We start from the raw sequence: 12,292 nt of genomic DNA on the forward strand, positions 1-12,292 counted from the left end.
AGTAAAGGGGATGATTGAATGACACGACCACTTACACTCATTACCGGTGTCAGCCGGACGCAAGGCATCGGGGCGGCCATCGCGCGAAAACTTGCTATGGCAGGCCACGATTTGTATATGACGCACTGGAGCCCGTTTGACGGCACGGAAGGCATCGGAGCGGAACCCGACTTCATCGACGGCTTTGTCGACGAATTACGAGCCTCAGGCGCCCGTGTCGCACACGAGGCGTATGATTTGTCGTCTGGAGACGCAGAAGGGCTGCTCGACCGCGTCGAAGCGGCGCTAGGTACTCCGAGCCGTCTCATCAACAACGCGACGTATGAGCGGCACGTGAGTGTCGATACGTTCTCGACCGAGACGCTCCGTCGCCATTATCTCGTCAATAACGAAGGGACGCTCGGCCTGACGTTCGCCTTCATCGAGCGATACAAACGAGCGGCGCATACGGACGGACGCATCTTGTTCATGGTGTCCGGGGGCGCGGATGCGTCCAACCTGGCCTATATCGCCACAAAGGGCATGTTGATCGCCATCACACCGGCGCTCGCCAACGGGGCAGGGCAGTACGGAATCTCTGTGAACGCGCTCGATCCGGGTCCGACCGATTCGGGTTGGATTGATGACGCGCTCCGTGAGCAGCTCGTACCGCTGTTCCCGCATGGGCGTGTCGGGACACCCGAGGACACGGCCCGCTATATCGCGTTCCTCATGGGGCCGGACGGGGTGTGGGTCAACGGGCAACATCTTCACGTCGACGGCGGCTTCGTCGGCCGTTAAAAAGAGCTTGTCCCATAGATAGGAACAAGCTCGGGTTGTGAACGAACCGATTCGCCAAACAGCGAGTTGGTTCGTTTTGAATGGGGGCGACGGTGTATAGTTGCCGTCTCTTGTGTTCAATGATTGTTATGTGAATGAAGAGCGATAGACATGAAAAACGGCCGCCTGAAGGCGACCGTTTGCGTTGCTCGTCAAGGGCGCCCCGACTCCGACAGGAAAGCAATCCGACGGAGACCCAGCAGCGACGCGAGTCGCGATGCGGCTCCGGGATTGCCTGCGGAAAGCGTGGGCGCCGAAAGACGAGCAGGATGTTTCATAGTGGTCAACGAGCTGAGCTTCTCCTGAATCGGGACAAGCTCTTTTTCAATGCCACGTATAGTCTTTGTCGACGAAGAGACGGGCGTTCAAATCTGCTTGTGGGAACGGTTTGTGCTTCGCGTCCAGCCAATCATGGTAATCGCATAGACAGACGTCGTCCAAGTGAAGCGAGTAGCCGTTATTGATCGTCTGGACCGAGATGCTCAAATCGTACTCGGCGAGCGTCTTCTTCAAACGATAGACGAGGTTATAGACATTGTGGAGCGCACGTTGCGGCTCGTCGATGTCCGGGTACAGCGTCTCGGCGATCAGCCACTTGTTGACGACTTTATCACGATGGAAAATCAAGTAGGCGAACAGTTCCTCGGTCTTTTGTGTCGGCCATTTGACGAGGTCGCCGTCTTGCGTCTTGACCGAGAAGTGGTCGAGACATTGAATCGTACACGTCCGGTGATGCTCGGTCGACATTGTCTCCTTGTATCGCTTCGAGACGCGTGGAATCAAATCGTGAATCATCTGTTCGGTAATCGGCTTGAGCAGATAGTGCGTCGCTTGCAGGTTGAACGCATCGACCGCGTATTGGCTGTGCGCCGTCGTGAAGACGACTTGTGTCGTCTCGGGCAAGCGCTTGGCGAAATCGAGACCGTTCATCTGCGGCATCTCGATATCGAGGAAGACAAGGTCGACTTCCTGGTTTGCTAAAAATTCAAGCGCTTGGAACGGATCGTGGAACGACCCCATCCATTTCAAATTCGGTTCGGCTTGGATGAGGCGCTCCATCATCCTTAAAATATGGTGTTCATCTTCAATCAAAATCGTGCGCATGTTGCTCGTTCATCCTCTCTCGTTTTGGGAGTCGGATATGCACATGCGTGCCGACTCCTGGTTCAGAATTTAATTTAAACGTGGCATCTGGTATGAAGTCGATCCGATTCTTGACATTCGGGATACCGATTCCATTCGATTTTCTCAAGTGCGGTGTCGGATTGAACCCGATGCCGTTGTCAGCAATCCGGATATCGATCGCATCGTTTGAAGATTTCACAGACAGCATGAGCCGTTTGATGCCTGGTTGTTTCATCAACCCATGCTGGACCGCGTTCTCGACGAGCGGTTGCAATAACAGCGGTGGAATCGAGGCGTTGAGGACGGATTCGTCGATATCTTTCGTGATGGTGAATGCATCATTGAAGCGAGTCTGCTCGATCATCAAATACGAGTCGATGACGTCGAGTTCTTGCTTGAGCGAGATATTGTTCTCGGTCCGCCCGTTCTCGAAGATGAAGCGGACATATGTGCTCAAATGACTGAGCAAACGTGCCGCCTCGGTCGGTGCCGTGTAACAGAGCGCAATCACGTTCCCGAACGTGTTGTATAGGAAGTGTGGCTTGATTTGGGCGTTGAAGAACGAAATCTCACTTTGGTTGGCGAACGTCTGCACTTCACGCTTTTGCCGTTTATCCGTCGACAAGTGAATCGGGAGCAACGTGAACATGAGCAGGAAGTAAATGAGCGACATGACGCTCGTATACAGTTCTTGGTTCGGGTGGTCAATCAGAACGTTGATCAACTGGCCGACATAGCCGATGATGAGTGAAATCGTGAACACGAGAAATTCGAACGGATAGCCGTCGTTTTTTCGTTCGAACAGCCAATTGATGTTCAGCCCGGTCCAGAAAAACGTGATGAACAGGACATACACCCAAGGGAATTGGTCGAACGTCGCGTGCGCACCTTCTGGCAGCACCAAGGCGATCAGGCTGAACGCATAGAGCGGGTAGGACGCGTATTTCAAAAAGTGCCGAAACGGGACGCGTTCGAGACGTAACGCAAAGTTGATTAACATCGCGACACTCAGTAATGCCGTAATCAAATTTAATTTATGGGCCAAAACGTAAGACATCATAGGGACGATTTCGAATACAATCATTTGATCACTCGTCATAAGCGAGACGCTGACGAGGAAAAAGAAAGCAGCCCCATATAAATAGAGCGATTCCTTACGATGGAACAGCCAAACGATTGCGTAGAATGAAAAAATGAGGAGCGAGATGAGGATAATCACGAACTCATAACTGAAGTATTGATTATGATAGGTCATCATATTGCTCGTTGGACCGATGAGCAGGCTATCGGAAATTCCAGTCGAGAGCTCATTCGTCTCAGCCGTTTGAATCGTCAGACGGAACGTCGGGGTATGCGTATCCAGAAGAACGAGGTAGGCATGCCGAAGGTCTTCATCTGTCGATGCGTAGACGGGTGAAACAGCTTCTCCATCAATGAGAAGGTTGACATGTGGGTGGTTACGCGGCACACGCAAAGCGTATTGTCCGGGAGGTAGTGAAATGTCAGCTTCATAAGTAGCCATCTTGTGTGGTGTCACATGCGGGAGTTGTCGATAAGACTCGCGGTCGACTCGCTCGAGCAGGCTCGATTGAAAGCGCCACGTCCCATCGAGACGCATGAGTTGTTCGGTCACACGAGAATCGGTCAAATCGGCCGTTCCTTGTGTGACGGTGACTGAATCGTCGATCGTCTGTCCGCGCGTCAAGGCGAAGCCGCCAACGAGCGCGAAGAAGACCATCAACACGACCAGCCCAATCGATTTAGGGGTCATCTGCATATTCCCTTCGTGGTTTGTGAGTTTCTTGTGAGAAACGAACGATATACTGACACTAATCGTTCACATATTAACGTGACGAATGTTTTCTTATCGTACACGAAACTGACTTTTTTGAATAGCCGAACATACTGACCTATCCAATTCGATCAATCCCCGATATGAAAGAAGGCCACATATGAAACGCTGGATCGAACAACGAATTAGCCGCCAAGTCCTCACTGTGTTTTACGTATTAATCGCCTTAATCACATTGACGTCACTCGGCACATACTTTTATACCCAACAGGCGATCCGCGAAACGACAGTCGAGCTCGAACGGATCAGTGAACAACGATCGCGGGCGACCGATTTGTTTGAGACATGGCAGTCGATGCAATACGAGATGCGCGGTCACGTCTTGCTTGGAGAAGACGCGTTGCTAGCGGAAGTCAAGCAAGCCCAAGACCGAATCGACGACCAGACGATGTGGTTCGAACAAAACGCTGCGACGAACGAAGAGACGACGTTCGCGGAAGAGGCACGCCTATTGTTCACAATCTATACATCTCGCGTCATGCCCGGACTTGAGCGTTACGTTGTCGCCAAAGCAAACGGGGAAGTCGATGAGCCGTTCTTACAGATGGCGACCGTCGGTGAACTCATGCCGAGCAACGCATCATCGAATCAGACGCGATTCAAATTTAATTCGAATAGTGCGGCCGATATGAGCGCGAGCATCGTCGATATGGAATCGGTGTTCACGGACTATCGGTCTGAGCTCGATTATCAAGAGACGGGCCTGCGTGAGCAACTATCCGAACAGCTCGCGAAAGCCCAATGGATGTGGCTGCTCATTCTACTCGGAGCTTTGTTTGTTCTGTTCATCAGCTTACAACCGTATATCGTACGCTTAACGAGACAGCTCGAGGCGCTCATCACGAACAGTGAACGGCTCGCGGTCGACCCGCACGCCACGCTCATTCCAATCAAACCGCTCCAAAACGAGGTCGGTCAACTGTCGAATTCATTCACGGAGATGTCGAGCTCGTTGATTCATCAGCACGATGAACTCGAAAAAGAGCGGGAGAAGACAGCCCGGATCTTGCACACGATGCGTGACGCCATCGTCTTCGTCGAGACGGGCACGAATCAACGCTTCGCCAATGAGGCGCTGTTCGATTTATATGACCAACCGTTTCCGTTCGGGGACCGCCAAAGTCTGTATCCGATTGATGCGTTCTATAAGCCGTTCATGGATCAAATCGATGATCAAGACGGTCTCAACCGGTTCACGCACCGGGCCAAAAATTGCGGAATCTTCGATGAAACGTTTACGTATTCGATGCAAGGGGGAAGACGTATCATACGGATGTACGCCGAACCGATTGAACTGCAGGACGAACGTTTCGGCGTGATGTTTGTGTCACGGGACATTACGAAAGAGATTGAGATTGACCGCTTGAAGACGGAACTCGTCGCGACGGTGTCTCACGAACTTCGGACCCCGCTCACATCGATTCTCGGTTTTACCGAACTGCTTGAACATCGTCACGTCGACGAAGAGAAGCGGAAACGCTACTTGAGCATGATACACAGTGAGACGACCCGGCTCGAGCGGCTCGTCAGCAATTTGCTCGACGTGCAGAAGATAGAGTCCGGTAACGCACAGCAAGACTTCAAAGTCGAGAGTTTGTTCGAACTATTGTCCGATATTCTTGAGATTCATGCCGGTTCGACCGAGTTGCATGCGTTCCATTTCGATTGTGATGAAACGATTCGCGTCTCCGGGGACCCGGCGCAACTGCGCCAAGTGTTCTCGAACATCTTGAATAACGCCATTAAGTATTCACCCGACGGCGGCAATATTGCCGTTAATGTCTCGTGCGAGGACGATGTCATCCGGATCGCCATCGAAGACGAAGGCATGGGTGTGGCACCCGCAGATGCCGAACGATTGTTTGAGAAGTTTTACCGTGTCCAGAACGAGCAGAGTCGCAATATTGGAGGCACCGGCCTCGGACTCGCGATCTGTAAAGAGATCATCGAATCGCACGGCGGGACAATCAGTGTCCGTTCGGAACTTGGGAACGGGACGACGATGATGGTCGAACTCCCGATCGTCGCTTGATGTAAAACCACTTCATCATCGTGAAGTGGTTTTTTTACTTTTTTTCAAAAAACGGTGAATGAAACATTCATTTGGTACGATATACAGAGTGAAGACTTTGAACGATGAAAGGAAGACGACCATGCTACGCGGATTATATACGGCGGCGGGCGCGATGAACGCGCTCCAGCGCCAACAAGAGATTTTGAGCAATAACCTCGGTAACGTCCGGACACCAGGATTCAAGGCGTCGAACGGCGTCGTCCGCTCGTTCCCGGAAATGTTGCTCGCCCAGGTGAGCCACCCTGGGAATGCGCGTTCGCGCGTCGGAGGCGAGGTCGGCACGTTGTCGACAGGTGTCTACCTTCAAGAGACGATGCCTCGGTTCTCGAGCGGGAGCATCTCGGAGACGGGCAGCCCGACCGACGTATATATGAAGGTGCCGGCTGACTTTACCGGAGCGGCCATGTTCGCCGTCGAACAGAACGGCGAGACGCTCTATACGACGAACGGACGCTTCGCGGTCGATGAGGAGCGTTTCTTACGCTCGGCGGATGGCGGTTATATCCTCTCTGACGCAGGCGAGCGCATCCAGCTGCCGTCAAGTGAGTTCACGTTGTCGGTCGATGGTCAAATCACGTCGCTCGGTGAGAATGTGGCGACACTCGGTGCCGTCCAAGTTAATGACTTAGCGACGCTCGAACAGGTCGGGAACGATTACCGGGTCAACGGAGACGCACCGCCAGCAGCGAACGTCCAGTTCCAACAAGGATTCATCGAAGAGGCGAACGTCGACCTCGATCGGACGATGGCCGATTTGATGACGACGTACCGTCAGTTCGAGGCGAACCAAAAGGTCGTCCAAGCGTATGACAAGAGTGCCGAGCGGGCCATTGAGATCGCTCGGATTCGTTAAGGAGGAAGCCCATGCAATCGATCTATAACTCGGTCTCGTCGCTCACGCAGCTTCAGCGCCAGCTCGATGTGACCGGTCACAACATCGCCAACGTCGACACGGCCGGCTATAAGCGGGAACAGACCCACTTCGCCTCGCTCTTGTCGCAGGCGTATGACAATCAACCGCGTGCCGAGCTTGAAGTCGGACGTGACACCCCGAATGGGATTCGCATCGGCGTTGGCGGCCACGTCGCTGACATCAGTCAACAGTTCAATATCGGCCAAATCCGGAAGACGGACCGTGGCCTTGATGTGTTCTTGAAAGCGAGCCGCCAGTTCTTCGCCGTCGAGACAGAGAACGGTGTCGGATTGACCCGGAGCGGGAACATGCAGCTGTCGGTCGGTGATACGACGACGCTCGTCGACGTGAACGGGAATGCCCTCCTTGGTGCGGACGGCAATCCGATCGTCATGCCGAACGAGGCGACGGCGCACCGCGTCCGTCAAGACGGGATGGTCGTCGCCAGCGTGAACGGGGTCGAGCAAGAGTTCGGCCGTCTCGATATCGTCGAGGTGCGTAACACGTCGGCGCTCCGCCCACTCGGTGACAACGTCTATGCGGCCGACTTGGCGGTGGACGTCGATCGTCCGCTCGGCAATCTGTTGATTGAAGGCACGCTCGAATCGTCGAACGTCGATTTGACGAAAGAGATGACCGATATGACGATCACACAGCGCGCGTATCAGATGAACTCACGGGCGTTGTCGATGAGTGACCAGATGATGGGACTCGTCACGTCACTTCGTTAATCACAGACCGTTCTTCCTCGGAAGGGCGGTTTTTGCGTTACACTGAATAGGAGGAGGGATGGACATGCGAATTGTCGTGGCGATGGATTCGTTCAAAGGGTCGATGACGAGTGTGGAGGCGAACCGAGCGGTTGGTCGGGTGCTCGCTGGGCACGACGTCGTCGAGGTACCGATCTCAGACGGCGGGGAAGGCTTTTTAGATGCGTGGTTGCTGACACATCCGGATGCCGAAATCGTCACGCAGGACGTCATGTCGCTCGACGGGACGTTACGAACAACGCGTTACGGGTGGCTCGAGGCGGGACGAGAAGCGGTCATCGAAGTCGCCGAGGCGTCTGGGCTCACACTCGTCGATACACTCGACCCGTGGCGCTACAGCTCCTATGGGACGGGGCTGCAAATTCGGCATGCGCTCGAGCGCGGGGCGACACGCATCACCGTCGGCCTCGGCGGGAGTGCGACCGTCGACGGGGGAAAAGGTTTGCTCGAGGCGATCGGTGTCCGCTTCTTCGATGAGTTTGGACATGTCATTGGACCGTTCCCGCATCACATCGAGCGCGTCAGTCGGATCGACTGGTCAGGGCTCCTCCTGGAAGCACGTCAAGTCGAGTGGCGGATCGCCTCGGACGTGACGAACCCGTTGCTCGGACCAATGGGAGCGGCCGCCGTGTTCGGTCCGCAGAAAGGGGTGGCGCCAGAGGACGTCGTGCGCTATGACGAACTGCTTGCCACGTACGCCCGTTGTTTCGAACGTGATTTGACCACGCGGCCTGGGGCGGGCGCAGCCGGAGGCATCGGTTTCGCGCTCTATCAGCTCGGTGCCCGGTACGTGAGCGGCATTGAAGAAGTCGTGCGCTGGTCGAATCTAGAGGAGACGTTACGGACGGCTGACTGGTTGATCACGGGGGAAGGTCGCTTCGATGAGCAGTCGCTTCACGGGAAAGCGCCGTACGGGTTGGCACGTCTTGCCCATGCGTACGACGTACCGACGCTCGTCTTCGCCGGACAATCAGAACTGATTGCCGTCCCGGACGTCGGGATTCAGGCCGTCTTCCCGATCATTTCCCGGGTAATGACGCTCGCCGAGGCGATGCACCAGGCAGAACCGCTTCTCACGGACGCCGTCAGCCGAGTGATGTCGATTCTCGACAAAAACGCCTGAACCGACTTCGGTTCAGGCGTTACTACGTTATGGACGCTCTTTTAACAAGTCACGGATTTCAGATAGGAGCTGCTCTTCACGCGACAGTTCCGGTTCTGGTGTCTCTTCGACCGCTTTCTCACGTTTCAGACGGTTCAACACTTTGACCATCATGAACAAGGCGAAGGCGATGAGGAAAAACTTGACGATTTCTTGTAAGAAGTTGCCGTACGTCACGTTCACGCCGAGCACCGACACCGCGAGCGTCGAGAAGTCGATCCCGCCGATAAGGATGCCGAGGAACGGCATGAAGATGTCATTGACGAGCGACGTGACGATGGCCGTGAAGGCGGCCCCGAGGATGAAGGCGACGGCGAGGTCAATTACATTGCCTTTGATTGCAAACTCTTTGAATTCTTTCCACATAAAAATAAACCCTCCTAAATGATGAATACTCTTACGGTAGCACAGCATAGGTGGAAGCGGGCAGTATTTTTCACAGAAGCGTCGCCCTTGCCCTAGGCCGGGCGCTTGTTCGACGTATGGTAGATACGTTACACTTATATAGAACTCATGCAACAGTTTTATTACCTGGTACTAATATGTTATAATTAATTCAGCTGAAAGGATGTATGGACGTGGCGAAGGAAGAACAAAACGGCTCGGAACAGACCGAGTCTAAAGAGCGGACGCAGCGGAAACGATTATCGAACCATCGACGTTTCCCAATCTTGTTACGCGTCATCGTTGTCCTGTTGTTGGCTTTCGTGATGCTTGCGATTGGAGCCGTCATCGGGTACAGCGTGATTGGCGGAGGCGAGTGGAAGGACGTGTTCAACATCGACACGTGGCGCCATATCACCGATTTTTGGCTAACATCATAAGGGTGGTGGAACCATGTACACGATTGAACAGATTAAAGAAGTGATTCCGCATCGGTACCCGTTTTTGCTCATCGACCGGATTCTTGAGGTCGAAGAAGGCAAACGGGCCGTTGGATTAAAGAATGTGACGGCGAACGAAGAGTTCTTCAATGGACATTTCCCAGACTATAACGTCATGCCTGGCGTGTTGATCGTCGAGGCGCTTGCGCAAGTCGGCGCGTTCGCGATGCTCAAGCAGGAGTCGAACCGCGGCAAGCTCGCGTTCTTCGCAGGTATCGATGGATGTCGCTTCAAACGTCAAGTCGTCCCGGGCGATCAATTGCGCCTCGAGGTCGAGATTTTGAAAGTGCGCGGACCAATCGGTAAAGGGCGCGCCGTGGCGACGGTCGATGGAGAAGTTGCTTGTGAAGCGGAACTCACTTTCGCCTTGAAGTGAGGAGAGAACGAGATGCGCGTATTGGTGATTGCCTTGATTCTCGGATTGGCGACCATCGTCGGTTGCCAACAAGTGCAAGATGATCCGGCCGAAGAGAACGTCGTGTTCGAGCAGGACGTCGAAGATGCGATGATTGAAAAACGGGCCGGTCAATCGGAATCGATTGCGGTCTCGCTCGAGCGGACGAACAGCTCGACGATGCTGTTCACGATTCGGATGCTCGAAGACCGTCGCCTCGATCCGACGACGATCATCAGTTATGAAGTCGATGGCACCCGTGTCCCAATCCCGTTCGGTGAACTCGTCGCGGAACGCGAAGGGGACGTCCGGACGTACGTCTATCAAGCGGATTTGAACCCTGACCTATTCGTTACCGAGACCCTCCCGCTCTTCCATATCGGAGAAGAAGGCGAGGCCGAGGTGTCGATGCCGCTCGAGGTTGTAGATTCGACAAATGAATGAACGAACGGATGATTTTTGTCGAAAATCATCCGTTTTTTTGTGGACTCTTCGCGACAGTCGTCCGATATAAGGAGTAAGGACGAATGGAGGGAATCACATGAAACGTAATAAACCACAGTCACTGCAGACACGGATTTTGGCGATGATGTTGGCATTCATCACGCTGCTCATCGTCATGTTCGGCGTGCTGCAGTACGTCAGCACGAAGCATACGGTACAGAGCTCGATGCAAGCGGTCCTGTTGGCGGATGGGGCCCGCATCAGCGAGGCAATCGACACGGAAGCGTATGCGGCCTTTTTACAGAACCCGACGAAAGATGAACGGTTCGAGCAGTTTCGGGAACAGCTCGACACGTATCGGACGCAAATCGGGGCCATGTATGTGTACACACTCGCAGCCGACGGCGAAGAGCTTCAAATCATCGTCGATGGGATGAGCGCTTCCGACGCGGTTGATATCGGAACGCCGACGACAGCGACGTCGTTTGCAGATGCGAGAGCGGCGTTTGAAGGTGGGACCGTCACGACACCGATTGTCGAGGATCCAGAGTACGGGGACTATATGACCGTGCTCGTCCCAATCAAACAAGGTGGTGACGTCATCGGTGTCCTTGGAATCGATAAAGGGGCGAGTGACGTCGCCGCGGTGACGGAAGACGTGTTGCAAGAGAGCTTGCCGCCGATTCTCATCGGACTCGTCATCTTGCTTGGGATCGCCTCGGTCATCATCTGGCGCTATCTTGGCTGGAAACTCCGACCGCTCCGTGAGCTCGAACGTGTCGCGACCCATATCGCGAGCGGCGACTTGGCGACAGCGGCCAGGGAGATGGACAACATCCAGTTGAAAGCGAACGATGAGATCAAGCGGCTCACCGCCTCGATGGATCAGATGACGAAAATGCTCCGCGACTTGATCTCGGGATTGCAGACGTCCGCTCAGACGGTGCGCGATGAGAGCGGCAACGTGGCGAGTATCTCGGAAGAAGTGAACGATGCCTCGCGTCAAATCGCGTTCACGATGGAAGAAATCGCGGGCGGTGTCGAGAATCAGAGCGTGCTCACGATGAAACTGTACGGACACATGAATGAGTTTTCGGGACTCGTCGACCAGACGGCGCACGACGGGAACGGCGTGAGCGAACAAGCGGAAGTCGTCAGTCGGGTGACGGCAGAAGGGCTCGAACTGATGGAGGATGCCGTCGGCAAGATGACGAACATCCATCTGCAAGTGCGCGAGTCGCAAGGCCAAGTGAAGGACTTCGAACAACAGGCGGACGAAGTGACGGCGCTCGTCACGATGATCCGTCAAATCTCGGAGCAGACGAACTTGCTCGCCTTGAACGCGGCTATCGAGGCGGCTCGTGCCGGGGAGCATGGAAAAGGCTTCGCCGTCGTCGCTTCCGAGATTCGCAAGTTATCCGATAGCGTCGCCCGGTCGGTCAGTGAGATTTCGGAAATCGTTGGTAGCGTCAAACGAAACTCGATTGCGCTCGGTGAGACGTTCACGGACAGCATGCACGCTGCCGAGGACGGCAAGCGGACGCTCGAGGAGACGAAGCGCGCCTTCAATGAGATTGAACAGAGCGTGCGGGAGATGCAACGCCTGACGAACTCGATGCAAGGGCAGCTCGGACGCGTCAAGACGAACCAAGACGACATCAAACGTGGTCTCTCTGACATCGCGTCGATTTCTGAAGAGAGTACGGCCGGCAACGAGGAAGTGGCCGCCTCGACCGAACAGATGTCGGCGACGAGCGAGACGATGAACCGGCTCGTCAAAGATTTGTCGCACACGGCCGAGGACATGCAACGCATGAGCCGCCAGTTCAAGTTGTGAACAGTCTCAAGTCAGACA

At 54.5% G+C, this 12,292-nt stretch carries 12 protein-coding genes; 9 read left to right on the forward strand and 3 right to left on the reverse strand.

The features are described 5' to 3' along the window. The first annotated feature begins 18 nt into the window (after nucleotides 1–18). Nucleotides 19–780 carry an SDR family oxidoreductase gene (locus KNP75_RS01580; protein ID WP_214753710.1) on the forward strand — a complete coding sequence of 254 codons (762 nt, stop codon included), beginning with the start codon at nucleotides 19–21 and terminating at the stop codon, nucleotides 778–780. A gap of 363 nt (nucleotides 781–1,143) precedes the next feature. On the opposite strand, the gene KNP75_RS01585 is transcribed toward KNP75_RS01580, so the two are convergent. Together KNP75_RS01585 and KNP75_RS01590 are read right to left on the reverse strand one after the other, a co-directional pair. Continuing rightward, nucleotides 1,144–1,923, reverse strand: a complete 780-nt coding sequence (locus KNP75_RS01585; protein WP_214753712.1) for a response regulator — start codon at nucleotides 1,921–1,923, stop codon at nucleotides 1,144–1,146. Beyond that, nucleotides 1,904–3,715, reverse strand: a complete 1,812-nt coding sequence (locus KNP75_RS01590; protein ID WP_215189466.1) for a sensor histidine kinase — start codon at nucleotides 3,713–3,715, stop codon at nucleotides 1,904–1,906. Before KNP75_RS01590 ends, KNP75_RS01585 begins: the two co-directional genes overlap by 20 nt. Nucleotides 3,716–3,896: 181 nt before the next feature. On the opposite strand from KNP75_RS01590, the gene KNP75_RS01595 reads away from it, so the two are divergent. The 4 genes from KNP75_RS01595 (at nucleotide 3,897) to KNP75_RS01610 (ending at nucleotide 8,676) form a co-directional block, all read left to right on the forward strand. Beyond that, nucleotides 3,897–5,828, forward strand: coding sequence for a sensor histidine kinase (locus tag KNP75_RS01595; RefSeq protein WP_215189468.1), 1,932 nt, complete (start codon nucleotides 3,897–3,899; stop codon nucleotides 5,826–5,828). Between the two features lie 121 nt (nucleotides 5,829–5,949). Then, on the forward strand, nucleotides 5,950–6,723 hold the full coding sequence (locus KNP75_RS01600; RefSeq protein WP_215189470.1) for a flagellar hook-basal body protein: 774 nt from the start codon (nucleotides 5,950–5,952) through the stop codon (nucleotides 6,721–6,723). An 11-nt stretch (nucleotides 6,724–6,734) separates the two neighbouring features. Further along, nucleotides 6,735–7,514, forward strand: a complete 780-nt coding sequence (locus tag KNP75_RS01605; RefSeq protein ID WP_215189472.1) for a flagellar hook-basal body protein — start codon at nucleotides 6,735–6,737, stop codon at nucleotides 7,512–7,514. A 64-nt stretch (nucleotides 7,515–7,578) separates the two neighbouring features. Continuing rightward, a complete protein-coding gene (locus tag KNP75_RS01610) occupies nucleotides 7,579–8,676 on the forward strand; it encodes a glycerate kinase (RefSeq protein ID WP_251128170.1) in 1,098 nt (365 codons plus the stop codon). A 27-nt stretch (nucleotides 8,677–8,703) separates the two neighbouring features. On the opposite strand, the gene mscL is transcribed toward KNP75_RS01610, so the two are convergent. Beyond that, nucleotides 8,704–9,081: a large-conductance mechanosensitive channel protein MscL gene (mscL, locus tag KNP75_RS01615; protein WP_034779201.1), complete on the reverse strand. Its 378-nt coding sequence runs from the start codon at nucleotides 9,079–9,081 to the stop codon at nucleotides 8,704–8,706. A gap of 206 nt (nucleotides 9,082–9,287) precedes the next feature. Here mscL and KNP75_RS01620 point away from each other — a divergent pair, with 206 nt between their 5' ends. The 4 genes from KNP75_RS01620 to KNP75_RS01635 all read left to right on the forward strand — a co-directional run bounded on the left by KNP75_RS01620 (nucleotide 9,288) and on the right by KNP75_RS01635 (nucleotide 12,274). Further along, the gene (locus KNP75_RS01620; protein ID WP_215189474.1) at nucleotides 9,288–9,539 is read left to right on the forward strand and encodes a DNA-directed RNA polymerase subunit beta; all 252 of its coding nucleotides are present in this window, start codon (nucleotides 9,288–9,290) and stop codon (nucleotides 9,537–9,539) included. 13 nt (nucleotides 9,540–9,552) lie between these two features. Further along, nucleotides 9,553–9,975 carry a 3-hydroxyacyl-ACP dehydratase FabZ gene (gene fabZ / locus KNP75_RS01625; protein WP_021066156.1) on the forward strand — a complete coding sequence of 141 codons (423 nt, stop codon included), beginning with the start codon at nucleotides 9,553–9,555 and terminating at the stop codon, nucleotides 9,973–9,975. A gap of 12 nt (nucleotides 9,976–9,987) precedes the next feature. Next, complete coding sequence (locus KNP75_RS01630; RefSeq protein WP_034779196.1) at nucleotides 9,988–10,437, forward strand: hypothetical protein; 450 nt, start codon at nucleotides 9,988–9,990, stop codon at nucleotides 10,435–10,437. A 97-nt stretch (nucleotides 10,438–10,534) separates the two neighbouring features. Next, nucleotides 10,535–12,274: a methyl-accepting chemotaxis protein gene (locus tag KNP75_RS01635; RefSeq protein WP_215189476.1), complete on the forward strand. Its 1,740-nt coding sequence runs from the start codon at nucleotides 10,535–10,537 to the stop codon at nucleotides 12,272–12,274. The last annotated feature ends 18 nt before the right edge of the window (nucleotides 12,275–12,292 follow it).

The organism is Exiguobacterium sp. s6, from assembly GCF_018618155.1.
Taxonomy (GTDB): Bacteria; Bacillota; Bacilli; order Exiguobacteriales; family Exiguobacteriaceae; genus Exiguobacterium; species Exiguobacterium mexicanum_A.